Source organism: Paracoccus sp. (in: a-proteobacteria) (genome assembly GCF_035556475.1).
Classification (GTDB): Bacteria; Pseudomonadota; Alphaproteobacteria; order Rhodobacterales; family Rhodobacteraceae; genus Paracoccus.
Genome location: NZ_DATMFA010000145.1, coordinates 42,777 through 61,398 on the forward strand (window position 1 = coordinate 42,777; position 18,622 = coordinate 61,398).

At 65.0% G+C, this 18,622-nt stretch carries 17 protein-coding genes, 1 tRNA gene and 1 riboswitch; of the genes, 7 read left to right on the plus strand and 11 right to left on the minus strand.

Annotation, left to right across the window (positions count from 1 at the left end):
- The first annotated feature begins 142 nt into the window (after nt 1–142).
- The 6 genes from VNQ78_RS20500 to VNQ78_RS20525 all read left to right on the plus strand — a co-directional run bounded on the left by VNQ78_RS20500 (nt 143) and on the right by VNQ78_RS20525 (nt 6,678).
- Nucleotides 143–910: an IclR family transcriptional regulator gene (locus VNQ78_RS20500; RefSeq protein WP_325693616.1), complete on the plus strand. Its 768-nt coding sequence runs from the start codon at nt 143–145 to the stop codon at nt 908–910.
- A gap of 405 nt (nt 911–1,315) precedes the next feature.
- Complete coding sequence (locus VNQ78_RS20505; protein ID WP_325693619.1) at nt 1,316–2,824, plus strand: tripartite tricarboxylate transporter permease; 1,509 nt, start codon at nt 1,316–1,318, stop codon at nt 2,822–2,824.
- Nucleotide 2,825: 1 nt separating this feature from the next.
- Nucleotides 2,826–3,395 (plus strand): tripartite tricarboxylate transporter TctB family protein, encoded by a 570-nt coding sequence (locus VNQ78_RS20510; protein WP_325693621.1) that lies wholly within the window; start codon nt 2,826–2,828, stop codon nt 3,393–3,395.
- 95 nt (nt 3,396–3,490) lie between these two features.
- Nucleotides 3,491–4,489 (plus strand): Bug family tripartite tricarboxylate transporter substrate binding protein, encoded by a 999-nt coding sequence (locus VNQ78_RS20515; protein ID WP_325693623.1) that lies wholly within the window; start codon nt 3,491–3,493, stop codon nt 4,487–4,489.
- A gap of 118 nt (nt 4,490–4,607) precedes the next feature.
- A complete protein-coding gene (locus VNQ78_RS20520) occupies nt 4,608–5,600 on the plus strand; it encodes a Bug family tripartite tricarboxylate transporter substrate binding protein (protein WP_325693625.1) in 993 nt (330 codons plus the stop codon).
- 61 nt (nt 5,601–5,661) lie between these two features.
- Complete coding sequence (locus VNQ78_RS20525) at nt 5,662–6,678, plus strand: Bug family tripartite tricarboxylate transporter substrate binding protein (protein ID WP_325693627.1); 1,017 nt, start codon at nt 5,662–5,664, stop codon at nt 6,676–6,678.
- Between the two features lie 306 nt (nt 6,679–6,984).
- Here VNQ78_RS20525 and VNQ78_RS20530 read toward each other — a convergent pair.
- From VNQ78_RS20530 to VNQ78_RS20580, 11 genes are all read right to left on the minus strand, one after another.
- Nucleotides 6,985–7,060, minus strand: a tRNA-Ala gene (locus VNQ78_RS20530).
- Nucleotides 7,061–7,094: 34 nt separating this feature from the next.
- The gene (trxC, locus tag VNQ78_RS20535; protein WP_325693630.1) at nt 7,095–7,541 is read right to left on the minus strand and encodes a thioredoxin TrxC; all 447 of its coding nucleotides are present in this window, start codon (nt 7,539–7,541) and stop codon (nt 7,095–7,097) included.
- Nucleotides 7,542–7,602: 61 nt separating this feature from the next.
- Entirely contained in the window at nt 7,603–10,434 is a 2,832-nt protein-coding gene (gene gcvP, locus VNQ78_RS20540) for an aminomethyl-transferring glycine dehydrogenase (protein ID WP_325693633.1), read from the minus strand.
- Nucleotides 10,435–10,565: 131 nt separating this feature from the next.
- Nucleotides 10,566–10,922, minus strand: a complete 357-nt coding sequence (gcvH, locus tag VNQ78_RS20545; protein WP_325693635.1) for a glycine cleavage system protein GcvH — start codon at nt 10,920–10,922, stop codon at nt 10,566–10,568.
- Between the two features lie 9 nt (nt 10,923–10,931).
- Entirely contained in the window at nt 10,932–12,044 is a 1,113-nt protein-coding gene (gene gcvT / locus VNQ78_RS20550; protein WP_325693638.1) for a glycine cleavage system aminomethyltransferase GcvT, read from the minus strand.
- A 130-nt stretch (nt 12,045–12,174) separates the two neighbouring features.
- Nucleotides 12,175–12,264: riboswitch (glycine riboswitch) on the minus strand.
- 56 nt (nt 12,265–12,320) lie between these two features.
- On the minus strand, nt 12,321–13,103 hold the full coding sequence (locus tag VNQ78_RS20555; protein ID WP_325693642.1) for an SDR family oxidoreductase: 783 nt from the start codon (nt 13,101–13,103) through the stop codon (nt 12,321–12,323).
- A 58-nt stretch (nt 13,104–13,161) separates the two neighbouring features.
- On the minus strand, nt 13,162–13,503 hold the full coding sequence (locus VNQ78_RS20560) for a hypothetical protein (RefSeq protein ID WP_325693645.1): 342 nt from the start codon (nt 13,501–13,503) through the stop codon (nt 13,162–13,164).
- Complete coding sequence (locus tag VNQ78_RS20565; protein WP_325693648.1) at nt 13,500–14,120, minus strand: hypothetical protein; 621 nt, start codon at nt 14,118–14,120, stop codon at nt 13,500–13,502. The genes VNQ78_RS20560 and VNQ78_RS20565 overlap by 4 nt, the downstream gene beginning before the upstream one ends.
- A gap of 86 nt (nt 14,121–14,206) precedes the next feature.
- Nucleotides 14,207–15,532: a hybrid sensor histidine kinase/response regulator gene (locus VNQ78_RS20570; protein ID WP_325693652.1), complete on the minus strand. Its 1,326-nt coding sequence runs from the start codon at nt 15,530–15,532 to the stop codon at nt 14,207–14,209.
- Between the two features lie 3 nt (nt 15,533–15,535).
- Complete coding sequence (locus VNQ78_RS20575) at nt 15,536–16,726, minus strand: FIST N-terminal domain-containing protein (protein ID WP_325693655.1); 1,191 nt, start codon at nt 16,724–16,726, stop codon at nt 15,536–15,538.
- Entirely contained in the window at nt 16,723–17,433 is a 711-nt protein-coding gene (locus VNQ78_RS20580) for a response regulator transcription factor (protein WP_325693658.1), read from the minus strand. The genes VNQ78_RS20575 and VNQ78_RS20580 overlap by 4 nt, the downstream gene beginning before the upstream one ends.
- Before the next feature lie 190 nt (nt 17,434–17,623).
- On the opposite strand from VNQ78_RS20580, the gene VNQ78_RS20585 reads away from it, so the two are divergent.
- Entirely contained in the window at nt 17,624–18,607 is a 984-nt protein-coding gene (locus VNQ78_RS20585) for an ABC transporter substrate-binding protein (protein WP_414694122.1), read from the plus strand.
- Nucleotides 18,608–18,622 lie beyond the last annotated feature (15 nt).

Here is an 18,622-nt window from a genome sequence, read left to right on the forward strand (position 1 = left end):
CGCGGCAGGAAGAAAGCATCCCTTGGGCATCATCTGGAATCGTTAGCTACGCCCCGGCAGCCTTGTGCGGTCACTCATAACTTGGAACACCGTTCTGTCAAGAGGAACATATTCTGTTGGACGGAACGCGCAGGAGCGCTAAATGAAAAAAATGGACAGGACGACGGACAGCGGTGAGATTGGGAAGGACCGAGTCGAGGCGGTGGAACGCGCCATCGCGCTTCTGCAATGCTTCACCGAACCCGGTGAGAGCCTGACACTTTCCGCCCTCGCCCAACGATCGGGATTCTACAAAAGCACGATCCTTCGACTGGCAGGGTCATTGCGTTATACGGGCCTGCTCGAGCGTGACATCGAAGGCCGCTATCGCCTGGGGCCGGAGTTGCACAGACTGAGCGAGTTGAGCCGCGCCAAGTTCACCCTCGAGGGCCTGATCCGCCCCACCCTACAGAGGTTGAGCGCCGAGACGCAGGAAACGGCATCGTTCTATGTTCGCGACGGCGAGGAGCGGATTTGCCTTTATCGCGTGAACTCCCCGCGCAGCGTCCGGCATCATCTGGAGGAGGGCACCCGTCACCCGCTTGCCACCGGCGCAGCGGGGTTGTTGCTGACCTGGCACGGCGATTCCTCGGACCATCCAAGCGCGGCCGAGCTTCGCGTGACGGGCACGATCCTCTCGAGAGGGGGCCGCAATGAGGATCTGGCAGCGGTGGCGGCGCCAATCACGAATACCTTCGGGGAACTGGTCGGATCGCTTTCCGTCTCCGGGTTGATAAGCCGGTTCACGGACGAGCGGGTCGATATCGCGCGGGAGCTGCTTAAGAAGGCCGCCGACGAACTCAGGCCGCGTCTGCCGCGACCCGAACCGGGCAATCGAGATCACGGGGACGGAAAGGCCGATCCCGAATAGCTCCACCTTCTGGGAACGGCGTCTTGCATGCGTCCGCGGGGGCAGTTTCCCGTCGTCATCCGGTGGCTGCAACCGAGGGTGGACCAGGGCGTTTGCGACAGCTGGGTCTGATCATAACTGCCGAAATGGATAGTATCTGTATCCGCCCTCGAACCGGGCCGCGCTGTCTGCGTCGTGAGCGTTCAGGTTTCGATCGCACAACGAGCAGTTGTTTGTAATAATTAGATAATTACCAGACCACCTGTCATCCTCAAGCAATCAACGGACGGCCCCTCCCCTTGTCCGTCAAAAAACTGCGGGCAGTCCGTATCTAATTGCTTTGGACAAAATGCCTACCAAAAGACAAGTTCAGTCGATCCAGACACGATCAACGCACCATACTCCTGGGGAGGAGCATTACCTTTTATGTTAGCAACTATCTTTGGCTCGCTTTATGGCCTGGTGAGTTCACCTCATATCATGGGGTTGATGTTCATCGCGGTCGTATTCGGCGTGCTTGTGGGCGTGACGCCGGGTATCGGCGGCAAGCTTTCGATCGCGATGGCAATTCCGTTTGTCTATGGCATGGACATGATCGCGGGGGCGGTCTTCCTGCTGACGATGCATGCCGTAAACGGCACCAGCGGCCAGATTTCCAGCATCATGTTCGGCATCCCCGGCGATGGCGATGACGCGGCGACGACGCTGGACGGGCATCCATTGGCCAAGAAGGGACAGGCGGCGCGGGCGCTTGGCGCCTCGATCACGGCTTCGGGCGTGGGGGGCATCATCGGCGCGGTGGTCTTTGCCATCCTGATTCCCGTGCTCGAACCGGTGGTTCTGCAGTTCAGCCCCGCGGAGTTCTTCCTGATCGCCATTCTCGGCATCAGCTTCATCGCTTTCCTCGCAAGCGGCCACAAGATCGTCAAAGGTCTGATCGTCGGCTTCTGGGGGCTGATGCTGTCCACTGTCGGCATGGACCCGCAAACCGGCACGCCGCGTTTCGCCGGCGACATCCTGATGCTCTGGGACGGGGTCAGCCTTGTTACCGCGGTCCTAGCCATGTTCGCCGTTCCCGAAATGCTGGGTCTGGGCGCACAGGGCAAGTCGATCGCCGACGTGCCGCGCGATTCGGCCAGCTTCTCCTATCGGCAGCTCTTCTCGGGCGTGATGGAAGTGCCGCGGCACTGGTGGCTGGTGATCCGCACCTCGGTCATCGGCGCGGTCATCGGGATCATCCCGGGCCTGGGCGGCTCCGCCGCCGCGTGGTTCTGCTATGGCCATGCCGTGCAGACCTCGAAGCATCCCGAGCGCTTCGGCAAGGGTGCAATCGAGGGCGTGATCGCCCCCGAGACCGCATCGAACGCCAAAGAGGGTGGCTCGCTTCTGCCGACGCTGTTCTTCGGCATTCCGGGTTCGTCGGGCATGGCCGTGCTTCTGGGCGCCTTCATCATCCTGGGCATCCAGCCGGGCGCGCTGATGATGACCGAACATCTCGACGTGGTCTGGAGCCTGATCTGGGCGCTGGTCGTCGGCAACCTGATGGCCGTGGCGCTGCTTCTGGTGATCTGCCGCTATGTCGCGGTGCTGACCTTCATAAACGGCCGCCTTCTGGTGCCATTCGTGCTGGTCTTCATCTCGCTCGGTTGCTTCCTCAGCGACTTCAACTGGGAAAACCTCATCATCCTGTCGGTGTTCAGCGTGCTTGGCTATGCCTTCATGCGGGCGGGTTGGCCGCGGTCTCCCTTCGTGATCGGCCTGATCCTGGGCGGCAATGCCGAGGGTTCGCTGCATCAGGCGCTGCAACTGTGGGGCTACTCGTTCTTCCTTCGCCCGATGTCGCTGGTCCTGATCGCCATGATCGTCGGCCTGCTGGGCTATGCACTCTATCGCAATCTCGGGCCGAAGGCTCCGACGGTGCAGTTCGGTGACTGACATGAAAACTATGTTCAACAGCTTCAGCACCTGGATCACCCTTCTGATGCTGGTCATCTTTTCGACGATGGTGATCATCTCGCTCGGCTATCCGCCGGGGGCGCGGTTCATGCCGCTGGTCGTCGGCATTCCGGCCATCCTGATGTGTCTGCTGCAACTGGTCATCGACTGGTTCGGCTCCCACAAGACGGAAATCGGCGCGCATTTCCACTCGGAACCGCGCGCGGGCCAGCACCATCTGGACGAGTACCCGGCCGGAGAGCATGAGCACCTCGCCGATGCCGCATCGCCCGAGGAGGAGTTCGGCCCCGAGACCGTGGGCGCCGAAATCACGATCTGGGTCTATTTCCTCAGCTACATGGTTGCCGTCCTGCTGTTCGGCTTCGTGTTGTCGGTGCCGGTCATGGTGGCGATCTATCTGTGGCGCGAGGCCGATGTGCGCCTGCCCTATGCCATCCTGGCCGGGTTGATCTGCACCACGGTCATGCATCTGATGTTCGAGACGCTGCTGCAGTTCCAGCTGCATCCCGGCTTCCTGACCGGCGACCTGCTGCATTCGATCGGACTTTGAGCCAGAGCATACAGACCGCCCTCCAACATTTGGGGGGCGGTCCAATGCGCGGCGGACGCATATATCCGCCACTGAATTTCCGGGGAGGAATACCAATGTTTCGTGGAATCAAACGCTGTGCCGTAGCGATGGCCGCCCTGCTGGTGGTGACGGCGGCCGAGGCTCAGGAAGGCCCGGCCTTTTTCGACGGCAAGACCGTGAACTATATCGTCGCGACCGATGCCGGCGGGGGCTATGACACCAACGGCCGCCTCGTCGCCCAGTTCATGCAGAAATACCTGCCCGGCTCGACCTTCGTGGTGCGCAACATGCCCGGCGCGGGTCAGATCATCGGCGCCAACTACATCTCGGCCTCGAAGCCCGACGGGCTGACCATCGGCACGTTCAACACCGGCCTGATCTACAGCCAGCTGATCGAGGATCCGGCAGCGCGGTTTGACCTCAGCAAGATGTCCTGGATCGGCAAGGTCGCCTCGGATCCCCGGGTCATCGTGGTGTCGACGGAATCCGGCATCAACAGCATCGACGACCTGATGAAAAGCAGCGACCGGGTGAAATTCGCCACCTGTGGCGTGGGCTGCGCCTCGATGCTGGAATCCACCATGCTGATCAAGGCACTGAACCTGCCGGTCGATCTGGTCACGGGCTACAATGGCAATGACGACCAGCTTGCCATGCGCCGGGGCGAAGTTGCGGGCATGTTCGGCTCGCGCTCGTCCTTCGAGCAGTTCGTCGCCGAGGGTCATGGCAAGTTCATCGCCCAGATCGGCGGCTCGCAGACCGACGTGCCGCAACTTTCGACCGTCACGACCGACGAGGCGGCGCAGCGCGCCATCGCTCTGGTCGCGTCGCAGGCCACTATTGCCCGGCTGACCGCCGGTCCCGCCGATATTCCCCAGGATCGCCTGGACGCACTGCGTGCTGCCTATCAGTCGGCGGTGACCGACCCGGAATTCCTCGCCAAGGCCGAGGCAGCGAAACTGCCGATCGACCCGCTGGTCGGCGCCGATGTGCAAAACGCCGTCGTCACGGCACTGGAGCAGACGCCCGAAATGGTGTCCTTCCTCAACGAAATCATGGCGAACAAAGAATAGCCCGCACGACAGGCCCCGCCGGATCCCGGCCGGGGCCGATCTTCAGGATGCCTGAAGTGACGCTGCATCGCCGGACACACGGCTATGGGTTCATCTTTTATGTCTCACGGAGAAGCGTATGTTTCTGAAAGCAATCACCGCCGCTGCCGGCCTGGCCATTGCCATCGGCGGCGCTGCGCTGGCTCAGGACGGCCCCGCATTCTATGACGGGAAGACCGTCGAATATATCGTCGGCACCGATCCCGGCGGGGTTTATGACACCAACGGGCGACTGGTGGCCGAGTTCATGCAGAAATACCTGCCCGGCTCGACCTTCGTTGTGCGCAACATGCCCGGAGCGGGCGGCATTATCGGGGCGAACTATGTCTATGCCTCGAAGCCGACCGGCCTGACCATGGGCACCTTCAACACCGGGCTGATCTATGGCCAGCTTGTCGAGAACCCGGCGCTGAAGTTCGACCTGTCCGAGATCGACTGGATCGGCAAGGTCGCCACCGATCCGCGCGTGCTTGTGGTCACGACGCAATCCGGCATCGAGAGTTTCGATGACCTGAAGGCGCTGACCAGCCCGGTCAAGTTCGCGACCTGCGGTGTCGGCTGCGCCTCGATGGTGGAATCGAGCCTGCTGGTCTCGACCTTCGAGCTGCCTGTGCAGGTGATCTCGGGCTATAACGGCAACGAGGGGCAACTCGCGATGATGCGCGGCGAGGTGCAGGGCACGCTCGGCTCACGCTCGGAGTTCGAAAGCTTCGTGGCCGAGGGTCGCGGCCGGTTCATCGCGCAGATCGGCGGCACCCAGACCGACGTGCCGCAACTCGCCAGCTTCGCCACGACCGAAGCGCAGGAAAGCTCGGTTGCGCTGGTTTCGGCGCAGGGCCAGCTGGGCCGCTGGACTGCGGTGCCGCCGGACCTGCCGGCCGACCGCCTCGCCACGCTGCAGGCGGCCTATGCCTCGGCTACCAGTGATCCCGAATTCCTTGCGAAGGCCAAGGCCATCGACATTCCGGTCGACCCGCTGGTCGGGGATGCCGTTGGCGCGCTGGTCCATCAGGCATTGCAGCAGCCGATAGAGGTGGTCGAGCTGCTGAAGAGCGCGACCAAGAAAAATTGACATGGTTTGCGCCCCCGGAACGATCCGGGGCGCGCTGTCATATGGTGGGAGGAGAACCATAATGAAAATGATCAGGCGGGCCGCAGCGATTGCTGCCACCGTTCTTGCGGCCGGCTTCGGCACGACATGGGGCACGGCGGCTCTGGCGCAATCGGGCGCCGATTTCTTCAACGGCAAGACCGTGAACTATGTGGTGGCGACGTCTCCGGGTGGCGGCTACGACACCAACGGGCGCCTTGTCGCCGAGTTCATGCAGAAGCATCTGCCCGGCTCGACCTTCGTGATCCGCAACATGCCGGGCGCGGGCCATATGATCGGCGCCGCCTTCATCTATGCGGCCAAGCCCGACGGCCTGACGCTGGGAACCTTCAATACAGGGCTGATCTATTCGCAGCTGACCGGCGAGGCGGGCAGCCGCTTCGACCTTGGCAAGATGGACTGGGTCGGCAAGCTGACCTCGGATCCGCGGGTGATCATCGTCGCCAAGGATTCGGGCATCACCAGCTATGAGGATCTCCTCGCGCTGAAGGAACCGGTCCGCTTCGCCGCGGCGGGGGTGGGCAGCGCCTCGACCGTCGAGACGCAGATGCTGATTACCTCGCTGGACCTGCCGGTCAATCTGATCACCGGCTATGACGGCAATGATGGGCTGCTGGCAATCCGCCGCGGCGAAGTGGTGGGCACCCTTGGCGCGCGCTCGTCCCTCGAGCCGTTCGTGAAGGAGGGTCATGCGGTGATGATCGCGCAGATCGGCGGTTCGCAAACCGACGTGCCGCAGCTTGCCTCGCTGGTCAAGGATAACGAGGCCGGGCAGCGCGTCATCTCGCTGGTGGCGTCGCAGGGCAATATCTCGCGCCTGACCGCGGCCCCGAAAGGCATTCCCGAGGATCGCCTCGAGGCGCTGCGCACTGCCTATGAGGCTGCCGTGACCGACCCGGAATTCCTCGAACGCGCGAACAAGATGGAACTGCCGATCGATCCGGTCGTAGGCGCCCCGGTGGGCGATGCCGTGGCCGAGGCGCTGAACCAGACCCCGGAAATGGTCGAATTCCTGAAGACGACGCTGAAAGGCGACTGATCCACGAAACGCCGGAACAGGAAAGGCCGGGCCGCCCGCTGGCAGCCCGGCCTTTTCAGTTGGGGAGTCCGGTCATGTCGGCAGATCCGAAGCTTTCTTCCCGAAAGACCATGTCGAGCGAAGCCATACCCATGCGGGCCTAAGGCGAGCAGGGGTCGCTTAGGGCTTCTTTCCTCGAGAACATGGGATAGAGTGAACCCGACCGCCACATGTCAGCCTACGACGCCGAGGGCGTAGCAACGGTCCAATGTTTGCTCGCCCAGCAAAAGCAGGAAGTTCCAGATCTTTCAAACTGATGCGGATATCTGGTGGAGCCGAGGGGAATCGAACCCCTGGCCTCATCATTGCGAACGATGCGCTCTACCAACTGAGCTACGGCCCCACAGGCGGCTAATTGGCCTGCCAAAAAGGGAATGTCAAGATACCCGCGCACCAGAATGCGCCTCGGCGAAGCGGATCAGTTCGGTCGCCGGGCGGGCGCCGGCCTCGCGCGCGATCTCGCGGCCGGCGCGGAACAGGATGAAGGCCGGGATGCCACGGATATTCCAGCGCTGGCTGGCCTCGGGATGGGCCTGGGTGTCGATCTTGGCCAGCCGCACCCTGCCCTGCAACTCGCGAGCCGCCTTCTCGAACTCCGGGGCCATCGCGCGGCAGGGGCCACACCAGGGCGCCCAGAAATCGACCAGCAACGGCACATCGTCATTGCGCGCAGCCTTCTGCAGGGTGGCGAAATCCACCGGCTGAGGCTTGCCGGGCATAAGGCCCGTACCGCAGATGCCGCATTTCGGCGCCTCGGACAGACGCTCGGATGGCAGACGGTTCACCTGTCCACAGGACAGGCAGGTCAGTTTGACGGCAGGCATCGCGGTTCTCCAAGGCTTTTCCCCCAAAGATGAGCCCGCGATGCCGGATTTCAATGGGCGATTACTCCGCCGCCTCGGCATAGCTCTCGACCGGGGGACAGGTGCAGATCAGGTTGCGGTCGCCATAGGCATTGTCGACCCGCCCGACCGGAGGCCAGTATTTGTCGACCCGGAAGGCGCCCGCGGGGAAGCAGCCCTGTTCGCGCGAATATTCGCGGTCCCATTCGGCGACCAGATCCTCGACCGTATGCGGGGCGTGGCGCAGGGGCGAGGCCTCGGCGCTGATCCGTCCCTCGGCCACGTCGGTGATCTCGGCCCGGATGGCCTCGAAGGCGGTGATCAGACGGTCGATCTCGGCTTTGGTCTCGGATTCGGTCGGCTCGACCATCAGCGTGCCCGCGACCGGCCAGCTCATCGTCGGCGCGTGGAAGCCATTGTCGATCAGGCGCTTGGCGATATCGTCCACCGTCACGCCATGCGCCTGGAAGGGCCGCATGTCGAGGATGCATTCATGCGCCACCCGGCCGCGATTGCCCATGAAGAGGACCGGATAGGCCCCGGCCAGACGGCTCGCGATATAGTTCGCGTTCAGGATCGCCACGCGCGTCGCTTGCGTCAGCCCCTCGCCCCCCATCATCAGGCAATAGGCCCAGCTGATCAGAAGGATCGAGGCGCTGCCCCAGGGCGCCGCCGAAACCGCGCCGGCATCGCCCGAGCGCGGGTCCGACGGCAGGAAGGGCGCCAGATGCGACTTGACCCCGATCGGCCCCATACCCGGACCGCCGCCGCCATGCGGGATGGCGAAGGTCTTGTGCAGGTTCAGGTGGCTGACATCGCCGCCGATCTCGCCCGGCTTCACCAGGCCGACCAGCGCGTTCATGTTCGCGCCGTCGATATAGACCTGACCGCCGTGATCATGGGTGATCCGGCAAACCTCGCGCACGGTGTCCTCGAAGACGCCATGGGTGCTGGGATAGGTGATCATCACCGCCGCCAGCTTCTCGCCCGCCTTCGCGGCCTTCTCGGCGAAATCCTCTAGGTCGATATCGCCGTTCGGGGCCGATTTCACCACCACGACCTTCATCCCGCACATCTGCGCGGAGGCGGGGTTGGTGCCATGGGCAGAAACCGGGATCAGGCAGATATCGCGATCCTCACCGCGCGAGCGGTGATAGGCGGCGATGGTCAGCAGACCCGCATATTCCCCCTGCGCACCGCTGTTCGGCTGCAGCGAGAACGCGTCATAACCGGTGATCTCGCACAGTTTCGCGGTCAGGTCGTCGAAAACCTCGTGATAGCCTGCGGCCTGATCCTCGGGTGCGAAGGGATGCAGCGCGCCGAATTCCGGCCAGGTGATCGGCATCATCTCGGCCGCGGCATTCAGCTTCATCGTGCAGGAGCCGAGCGGAATCATCGCCCGGTCCAGCGCCAGATCGCGGTCCGACAGGCGGCGCATATAGCGCATCATCTCGGACTCCGCCCGGTTCATGTGAAAGACCGGATGGGTCAGATAGTCGCTGTCGCGGATCAGCGCCTCGGGGATGGCCGGGGCCGTGGCAATCTCGGCGGCATCCGAGATGCCAAACGCATCCAGCACCCGCGCGATGACGCTTGCATCCGTCGTCTCGTCGACCGCAATGCCGACCCGGTCGCGACCGACCTTGCGCAGGTTGATGCCGCGATGGCGCGCCGCGGCCATGATGCCCTGCTGGCCGACGCCGACCCGCACGGTGATCGTGTCGAAGAAGGCCTCCGGCGCGACATCCGCGCCCGCGGCCCGCAGCGCATTCGCCAGCGTCACCGCGTTTAGATGGACGCGCTGCGCGATAGCGCGCAAGCCCACCGGCCCGTGGAAGACCGCGTAAAACGAGGCCATCACCGCCAGCAGCGCCTGCGCCGTGCAGACATTCGAGGTCGCCTTCTCGCGGCGGATATGCTGCTCGCGCGTCTGCAGGGACAGGCGGTAAGCCTTGTTGCCCTTGGCGTCGATCGAGACGCCGACGATGCGCCCCGGCATGGCGCGCTTCATCTCGTCGCGGCAGGACATGAAGCCCGCATGCGGCCCGCCATAGCCCATCGGCACGCCGAACCGCTGGGCCGAGCCCACGGCAATATCGGCCCCCATCGCGCCCGGCTCCTTCAGCACGCAAAGCGCCAGAAGGTCGGTCGCGACGATGGCAACGGCGCCGGCCGCATGCAGGGCCGCGCAATCTTCGGTCAGGTCGCGGACATGTCCGAAGGTGCCCGGATACTGGAAGATCGCGCCAAACACGGCCGAAGGATCGCATTCCGTTCCGCGGATGATCTCGATCCCCAGCGGCTCGGCCCGGGTCTCGATGACCGCGATGGTCTGCGGATGCAGGTCGTCGCTCACGAAGAACGCCTTCGCTTTCGACTTCGCGACGCGCTGCGCCATCGCCATGGCCTCGGCGGCAGCCGTGGCCTCGTCCAGCAGGCTGGCATTGGCCACCGGCAGCCCGGTCAGGTCGGCAACCATGGTCTGGAAATTCAGCAGCGCCTCAAGCCGGCCTTGCGCGATTTCGGGCTGATAGGGCGTATAGGCCGTGTACCAGGCCGGGTTCTCCAGAATATTGCGCTGGATCGCCGGAGGCGTCACGGTGCCGTAATAGCCCTGCCCGATCAGGCTGGTCATCACGCGGTTGCGGGACGCCACCTCGCGCATCCGGCCCAGCAGCGCGGCCTCGGACAGCGCGGGCCAGTCCAGCGGCCTCTCCTGCCGGATGCTCGCGGGCACGGTCTGCTCGATCAGCATGTCGAGGCTGTCGACGCCCACGGCCTTCAGCATCGCCTCCATCTCGGCGGGAGAGGGGCCGATATGACGCCGGTTCGCGAAATCGTCGGGGTTGTATGTGGTCGGGGTCCAGCGGGCCATATGCGCCTTCCAGTAAGATCGGTCAGACCGCGCCATGCGGCTTTCACCGTTTCAGAAATACCCTCGGGGGAGCCCGAGGGGCGGAAAGCCCCCTCGGCCACCGCCGGGCCAATCGGCCCGGCAGCAGGGGCTCAGCCGATCAGTTCGTTATAGGCGGCTTCGTCCATGAAGCCCGAGAGGTCGACCGCAGCCGGCTTGATGCGGAAGAACCAGGTGGCCAAGGCATCCTCGTTCACCGCGCCGGGCGTGTCGGGCAGGGCCTCATTGACCGCGGTAATCACGCCCGCGACCGGGGCCACGATGTCCGAGGCCGCCTTGACGGATTCGATCACCACGATCTCCTCGCCGGCCTCGACCTCACGGCCGATCTCCGGCAGTTCGATGAACACCACATCCCCCAGTTGCTCGCTGGCATGGGCGGTGATGCCGACAAGGATCTCGTCACCATCCTGTTTCAGCCATTCGTGGTCTTCGGTGTATTTCAGCATGCTGGCCTCTCAGCGCTTGTAGCTCGGTTTGTGGAAGGGGATCGGGGTCAGGGTGACCGGCAGGCGCTTGCCGCGCAGCTCGGCAAAGACGGTCGCGCCATCGGCAAGACCGGCAGGCAGGATCGCCATGGCGACGGGGCCGCCGACAGAGGGGCCGAACCCACCCGATGAGACCTTGCCGATCACGTCGCCGCTTTCGGGCGCGGCATAGATCTCGACGCCCTCGCGGATCGGGGCACGGCCCTCGGGACGCAGCCCGCAACGGGTCGCGGCAGGCCCGGCAGCAAGCTCGGAGAGGATCGCATCGGCGCCCGGAAAACCACCCGCACGCGCGCCACCCTTGCGGCGCGCCTTCGGGATCGACCAGCCCAGCGCGGCCGCGCCGGGCGTGGTGCGGGGGGCCATGTCATGGCCGTAAAGCGGCATCCCGGCTTCCAGCCGCAGGCTGTCCCGCGCACCAAGGCCGATCGGGGCGACCTCGGGCTGGTCCAGCAGCGTTTGCGCGAAAGCCTCGGCCTCGGCCTCGGGGACCGAGATCTCGAACCCATCCTCACCGGTATAGCCAGACCGGCTGACCCAAAGCGTCGCGCCCTGCCAGTCGAATTCGGCGACATCCATGAATTTCATCACAGCCGCGCCCGGCACCAGCCGCGACAGCACCGCCTCGGCTTCCGGGCCCTGCAGCGCGACCAGCGCGCGATCGGTGATCGGCTCGACCGAAACCCCCAACGCCTCGAGCTGGCCCAGATGCGCGATATCCTGATCGACGCAGGCGGCGTTCACCACCAGAAACAGGTGGTCGCCCTTGTTCGCGATCATCAGGTCGTCGAGGATCCCGCCCGCCCTATTGGTGAAAAGGCCATAGCGCTGGCGCCCCTGCCCCAGCCCGACGATATCGGCGGGAACCAGCGTCTCCAGCGCCTCGGCGACATTCGCGCCGCGCAGGATCACCTGTCCCATATGGCTCACGTCGAACAGGCCGGCCTTGGCGCGCGTGTGCAGATGCTCGCCCAACACGCCCATCGGGTATTGGACCGGCATTTCCCAACCGGCAAAGGGCACCATCTTCGCCCCACGGGCGATGTGCAGGTCATAAAGCTTCGTTCGCCGAAGTTCGGCCATGGGCATCCCTCATCTTGGCGGACAGACCAATCCCGTCCGTTTCGATGCCCCCTCTGTCCCTACCCCTTGGGGGCGCCTGAGATCGTTATCCCTTCGGCGGGCGACAGATGCCGCCACTCTCCAGAGTCCTTGGTGGAAAACGGTTCGTTTTGCCTGAGAGTTTACCGGGGCGGTTGCTCCTTCGGCCCTGGCCTCCGCCAGTGTCTCCCGATTTCCGACTTTCGTCGTAGCGGGGCGGCAGGATTCTGGCAAGGGCCAACCTGCCGCCCCGAAACCTCAGATCGAGATGTTGGACGCGCCGCCATCCAGCAGGATGTTCTGCCCGATGATGAAGCGCGAATGCTGGCTGCAAAGGAAGGCGCAGGTCGCCCCGAAATCCTCGGGCGTGCCATAGGTATGGGTCGGGATCGTCTGCTCGCGCCGATGGCGGGCCTCCTCGACCGAGATGCCCTCGGCCTTCGACACCCCGGCGTCGAGGCTGTCGGCCCGCGCGGTGGCATGGATCCCCGGCAACAGGTTATTCACGACGACGCCGTTCGGCGCAACCTGCCGCGACATGCCGGCGACAAAGCCGGTCAGGCCCGAGCGCGCGGCGTTCGAGAGGCCGAGGATGGCGATCGGCGTCCTGACCGATTGCGAGGTGATGTTGACGACCCGGCCCCAGCCGCGATCCATCATGCCGGGCACCAGAGCCTGCATCAGGGCAATCGCGCTCAGCATGTTGGCGTCGAGCGCCTTGATGAAATCGTCGCGGTTCCAGTCGGTCCACTTGCCAGGGGGCGGGCCGCCCGCATTGTTGACAAGGATGTCAGCCTGCCCGCCAAGCGCCGCCAGCACCTCGGCCCGGCCCGCCTCGGTGGTAATGTCGGCCGCGACCGGGGTGACATTCACGCCGTATTTCCCGGCGATCTCGGCAGCGGTCTGTTCCAGCGCCTCGGCCCCGCGGGCGTTGATGACCAGATCGACGCCCGCCTCGGCCAGCGCCTCGGCGCAGCCCCGGCCCAGCCCTCTCGAGGCGGCGCAGACCAGCCCCCGCTTACCCTTGATGCCCAGATCCATATGCGTTCCTCCTGTCAGGTTGCCGACAAGGAAACGCGCGGCGCGGTGATTGTCCAGTTCAGAAGCAGAGGATCTCGGCCTCGGCCTCGGCCCGGCGATAGGTCGCGACCATCTCGTTCACCTGCTGGCCCTGACGGAACATGGCCGTGCGCTCGCCAGCGACCTGCCGCATCCTGAGGACGGTTTCGGCGCGGACAAAGTCGTCATAGGGCAGGATCGAGGCGATGTGGTCGATCGCGCAGGAACATTTGTCCAGCATGTCGCGGGTCTGGCCATTGGTCGCCATGCAGACAAACACGTAATCCGCCCGGGCATTCGTCGGATAGTCATTGACCGCCTGCGCACCGGCCGACCCGGCCCAGAGCATCAGCGCCATCACGGGAATCACCGGCCGGATCATTGCAGCACCATTTCGACGACATAAGCGGGCTGCCCCCCCGCCAGGGGTCCGGTGCGCGCGATCATGCGCCGGATCGGCTCCTTCCCCTCGTCCTCGAGGGTAAAGCGCAGCTCCAGCGCCTCGAAGCCGAACATGCGCTCCTTGTTGGCATCCTCCTCGAAGGGCAGGAAGACCGCGACCTTGCGGCCATCCTCCTCGACCAGTTTACCGCCGCGGAACAGCGCATCCTTCAGCCGGTTGCGGATATAGAACGGGCTGCCCCCGGTCAGCGCGGCCATGTCCCGCGCCGCGGTCTCGAGGAAGAAGGTCAGCGACGGATCGCCGCCCGACACCGGGAAGGGGCCGATCTTGCGCTTGATGCGGAGCGTCTCCTCGGAGAGTTGCAGGATCGGCTTGCCGTCCGAAGGGTCCACCCCCTGCGACAGGACGATCGTGCCCTGACCAAGCGGCTTGAAGCCCTCGACCTCCGGTCCCTGCTGGCTGATGTTCCAGGTCAGGGGACCATTGGACAGATCCCATGGCCCGCGTTCGGCAAAGACCAGATCGCCCGCCTCGTCCGCCAGCGCCGGTGGCGACGCGGCAAGAGCCAGCAGGGCAATGATGCGCAGGATTTTCATGTCGGCCTTCCTCTTCCCTCGGGGCCGAGCCTGCATCCGCGGGCGCAGCCGCGAAAGTCCGCCCGCCCGGCTATAATTCTTTGGTCTTAGGCAAGCATGTGCTGAAGCACGGCTTGCAGGTCCTCCAGCCGGACGGGCTTTTCGACCACGGGGACGCTCAGTTCCAAGCAGGCGCGCGAGATCTCGGCATCGCGGCGGGCCGAAACCACGATTGCGGGCACCGGCTGGCCCGCGGCAAGGCGCAGCTCGCGGATCGCCTGCAATCCGGTATCGCCATTGTCGAGATTGTAATCCGCGATCACCACATCGGGCGGTTCGTCCCCCATCTGCGCCAGCGCCTCGGGGATACCGCCGGTGACACGGGCGATCATGCCCAGCCGGTCCTGCAGGATCAGCTGATAGGCGCGCCGCATCGCCCCGTCGTTTTCGATCACGAGTGCTACGCGCCCGCGCAATGACGGCCCCTCCTGCACCGGCGCCGCCCCCTTGCCCGAGACCTCGGCCGTAACTAACGGCAGGCTGACGCGGAAGACGGTGCCGCGGCCCGGCTCGCTGTCCATGGCGATCGGGTGGCCGAGCTTTGCGCAGGCCCGCCGCACGATCGAAAGGCCAAGCCCCATGCCGGGTGCCCCGCCCTCACGCCCGATGCGGTGAAACTCGTCGAAGATCCGGGCGCGGTCGGGCGCGTCGATGCCGATGCCGGTATCCCTGACCTCCAGCCATACCCGTTCGCCGCGCTTCCTGACGCCGATCAGAACCCCGCCCCGGTCGGTATATTTGATAGCGTTCGAGACGAGGTTCTGCGCGATCCGGCGCAGGAAAGTCGGATCGCTCTGGACCACGGCCGAGGTCGGAACGAAGCTCAGCCGCAGGCCCTTGGCCTCGGCCATCGGCGCATATTCGATGGCAAGGCGGCGGAAAAGCTCGCCCAGTTCGACCGGCTTGCACTGAAACTCGATCCGCTGGCTGTCGAGGCGGGAAATGTCCAGCACAGCGTGCATCAGTTCCTCGACCGACTCGAAGGCGCCCGCCAGACGCTGCGCCAACTCGGTCTGCAATTCGTCCAGCTTGGTATCCGTCAGTGCGGCGAGGAAAAGCTTGGCCGCCGAAAGCGGTTGCAGCAGATCATGGCTGGCGGCGCGAAGGAATCTTGTCTTGGACCGGTTCGCCTCTTCGGCAAGGGCGCGGGCCACCGCCAGTTCGCGGTTGCGTTCCGAGAGGTCGGCCAAGGCCTGCTCCAGCTCGCGCGAGCGGACCTGAACCTCCTGCTCCAGCGCGACCGCCGCCTGAAACATCGACCAGGCCGAGCCGCGGCTTTCCTCCAGCCGGTCGATCCGCTCGACCAGCACGTCCGAGATCCGGGTCAGCTTCTCGACCCGGCGCAGTTCGCTGTCATCCTCGCGCAGGAACATGGCTCAGCCTGTCTCGGGCGGCATCAGGGCCATGCCGACGAAGGTCTGGTTCACATGCATCCCGCTATGCTGCTCGCCATAGGTATTGAAGCCCGCGACGTGATAGCGGGCCAGCAGTTCCGACATCCGCTCGGCCATGCCGGCACGCTCCAGCGCGAGGCGGCGCAGGATGCAGTCGAAGCCCAGCACCATCAGGGGCGGGCGCGGCAGCGCATCCATCGCATCGGCAAAACCCTGCGCCATGTCCACGGCATGACCAAGGGTCAGGATATTCCCCGCCTCGATCCCCGACAGAAGCTGCAGGCCCCCATCGGGCGTCATCGCCCGGATGGCGCGGACATGATGGCGCCGCCCGGTGCGCAGCAGCAAGGGATGCCGCGCGAATTCGGTCGTGGTCAGCGCATCGGGGGCGATGCCGGTCAGGCGGGCATATTCCTGCGCCGCAGGCTCGGCATTCAGCTCCCAGATGATGCGGTTATGCGGGTCGGCGGCAGTGACCACGGCGCGGCGGTCGGTTGGACGGAAATGCGCGAAGGATACCTCGGCCACGGCAAGGTCGGTTTCGATCAGCATGAACACCGCCGAGCCGCAATGATCCTCGCCATCGACCATCTGGCAGGCGGGCAGAAAGCGGATGCCCTCGGCGGCGGAACCGCCGATCACCGGCAGGCCCGGAATCGCCGCGTCCAGCGTCGCGACCAGCACGTCCTCCTGCCGGGCGAGGGCATCGGCCAGCAGGATCCCGAAGCTGGAGCGTCGGGGGTCGGGACGAAACCCGGCATGCAGCTTCCTCAGCTTCGCCATCCAGTCCGAAACCGGAACCTGCGCCTGATGCCTGAGGATGCAGATGCCGACGCGAAAGCTTTCCGCCGGAAAGCCCAGCGCGACGATGCTGTCCTTGCAGTAACCCTGCGGCCCGATCTCGCCCGCCGAGGAACAACCGACCACCCGGCAGCCCGGACCAAGCGCCGCCCCCACCTCGCGTCCAAGCGCGGGCAGGCCCGCCTCGGGCATTCCGAACAGCAGGACCAGCGATGGCGAGGCGGGCTGGAAAGCCTCGACCAGACGCGCGGCCAGATCGGGCGCATCGGCAGGAACAGCCAGCACCACCGGTGTCGCCGGAGAAGGGGGAACTGGCCGGGACCGGACGGGCGTTGCCTCTCCCGGCCACGGCTCGGGCAAGGCAGAGGTCATGCGGGTTCGAACAACCTCACGCTGTTGGCCAGCAGCACGGCCTGGGTGCGGCGTCGCGCGTTGATCTTGGACATGATCGCCGTGATATGCGTCTTGACCGTGGCCTCGGCGATGGACAGCTCATAGCTGATTTCCTTGTTCGCCTTTCCCTGACAGATCAGGCGCAGGATCTTCATCTGCTGCGGCGTCAGGCTGGAGAAGCGCCGGGCCAGCTCGACCCGCGCCGCATCCTCCTCGCCGACATGTTCGGGGTGATAGCTGTCGGGGGTGACGCGCTCCCCCTCCCACATGCGGCGCAGGCTGTCGACCAGCGCCTCGCGGCCCAGCGATTTCGAGATATAGCCCTGCGCGCCCGCCGCCATCGCGGCCGAGATCATGGCATTTTCCAGATCCGCCGAGATCATGGTGATCGGAACATCGGGGATCTGGCGGCGCAATGTCACCAGCCCCTCGGCCCCGCGCGCATCGGGCAGGTTCAGGTCAAGGATCACCGCATCGGGCGCCCCCTGGCAACGGATCTGTTCCAGCGCGGCAGCAAGGCTGCGGGCGGTTCTTACATTCTTCAGGCCGAAGCTGATCTTCAGCGTCAGTGCAAGCGCGTCGCACATCAGCGGATGGTCATCGACGATCAGGATTTCCCGCACACGATCCGCAGAAAGCCTGGGTGCGCCGACGCGTTCCTGGACATGCAGCAATGCTGAAGCCATCGTTCTCCTCCCAAAGAAACGGATGGTTGCCGGGCATATTCTCCGACAGAAGATACCTCATCTTAGGCTGGTTCCGGCTTGGCGCAAGCCTGATGGCGCGATCGGGGAAAATCCCCTAAGACTTCGGGTGTATTGGCCAGCCCACCGCCTGCATGGCAAATTGGCCGCACCGGGGGGAGAGACGAAAATGATCCAACTGAGCAGAAGAATCACCCTGCTGGGCGGGGCTGCGATGCTGTCGGGGATCGCCTCTCGCAGCCGCGCCGCGGCATCCGATGCGGCGATTCGCATCGGCACGCTGGAAAACGGCACCGTCAACTGGGAGATCCAGACGATCATCGGGCAGGGCCTCGACAAGGCCAACGGCTTCTCGCTGGTGCCGATGATCCTTGCCGGCAACCCGGCAACGCAGGTCGCGATGCAGGGGGGCGAGGTCGAAACCATCGTGTCGGACTGGCTCTGGGTCGCCCAGCAGCGCGCGCGGGGCAGCGACTTCACCTTCCTGCCCTATTCGACCGCCGTGGGCGGGGTGATGGTCAAGGGCGACAGCCCGGTCCAGAGCCTTGCCGACCTCAAGGGCAAGAAAATCGGCATCGCGGGCGGGCCGGTCGACAAAAGCTGGCTGATCCTGCGCGCATGGTCGCGCGAGAAGCTGGGCGAGGATCTGGCCGACATGACCCAGCAGGTCTTCGGCGCGCCCCCGATGATCCTCAACGCCGCCGAGACGGGCGAAGTCGATGCCGCGATCAACTTCTGGCATTTTCAGGCCAAGATGCAGGCCCGTGGAATGCGCGAGGTGATGTCGGTCGCGACGGCGGCCCGCGATCTGGGCCTTGATCCCTCGACCCCGCTTCTGGGCTATGTGCTGCGCGAAAGCTGGATCGCCGAGAATCCCACGCTCGCATCCGGGCTTGCCAAGGCTTCCCACGCCGCCAAGGAGCTGCTGGCGACCGAGGACGCCCCGTGGGAGGCGATCCGCAGCTATATGGATGCCAAGGACGAGGCCGAGTTCGACGCGCTCCGTGCCGGTTGGCGCGCGGGCATTCCGGCCGCCGGGCCGGTCGATGTCGCGAATGCGGAAAAGATGTTCGCCACCATGGCAGCACTCGGGGGCGAGGAACTGACGGGCGGCGTATCCGCCCTGCCGCAGGGCTTGTTCTGGACGCCGGAGTAGGCGCTTGTCAGACGC

Bases quoted from the DNA above. Each gene is read 5' to 3' on its own strand.
- VNQ78_RS20505 (WP_325693619.1), top strand. From the start codon at position 1,316: ATGTTAGCAACTATCTTTGGCTCGCTTTATGGCCTGGTGAGTTCACCT.
- gcvT (WP_325693638.1), bottom strand. From the start codon at position 12,044: ATGGCCGAACTTCGGCGAACGAAGCTTTATGACCTGCACATCGCCCGT.
- gcvH (WP_325693635.1), bottom strand. From the start codon at position 10,922: ATGCTGAAATACACCGAAGACCACGAATGGCTGAAACAGGATGGTGAC.
- VNQ78_RS20520 (WP_325693625.1), top strand. From the start codon at position 4,608: ATGTTTCTGAAAGCAATCACCGCCGCTGCCGGCCTGGCCATTGCCATC.
- VNQ78_RS20575 (WP_325693655.1), bottom strand. From the start codon at position 16,726: ATGACCTCTGCCTTGCCCGAGCCGTGGCCGGGAGAGGCAACGCCCGTC.
- VNQ78_RS20570 (WP_325693652.1), bottom strand. From the start codon at position 15,532: ATGTTCCTGCGCGAGGATGACAGCGAACTGCGCCGGGTCGAGAAGCTG.
- VNQ78_RS20555 (WP_325693642.1), bottom strand. From the start codon at position 13,103: ATGGATCTGGGCATCAAGGGTAAGCGGGGGCTGGTCTGCGCCGCCTCG.
- VNQ78_RS20525 (WP_325693627.1), top strand. From the start codon at position 5,662: ATGAAAATGATCAGGCGGGCCGCAGCGATTGCTGCCACCGTTCTTGCG.
- VNQ78_RS20500 (WP_325693616.1), top strand. From the start codon at position 143: ATGAAAAAAATGGACAGGACGACGGACAGCGGTGAGATTGGGAAGGAC.
- VNQ78_RS20565 (WP_325693648.1), bottom strand. From the start codon at position 14,120: ATGAAAATCCTGCGCATCATTGCCCTGCTGGCTCTTGCCGCGTCGCCA.
- VNQ78_RS20515 (WP_325693623.1), top strand. From the start codon at position 3,491: ATGTTTCGTGGAATCAAACGCTGTGCCGTAGCGATGGCCGCCCTGCTG.
- VNQ78_RS20560 (WP_325693645.1), bottom strand. From the start codon at position 13,503: ATGATCCGGCCGGTGATTCCCGTGATGGCGCTGATGCTCTGGGCCGGG.
- VNQ78_RS20580 (WP_325693658.1), bottom strand. From the start codon at position 17,433: ATGGCTTCAGCATTGCTGCATGTCCAGGAACGCGTCGGCGCACCCAGG.
- trxC (WP_325693630.1), bottom strand. From the start codon at position 7,541: ATGCCTGCCGTCAAACTGACCTGCCTGTCCTGTGGACAGGTGAACCGT.
- gcvP (WP_325693633.1), bottom strand. From the start codon at position 10,434: ATGGCCCGCTGGACCCCGACCACATACAACCCCGACGATTTCGCGAAC.
- VNQ78_RS20510 (WP_325693621.1), top strand. From the start codon at position 2,826: ATGAAAACTATGTTCAACAGCTTCAGCACCTGGATCACCCTTCTGATG.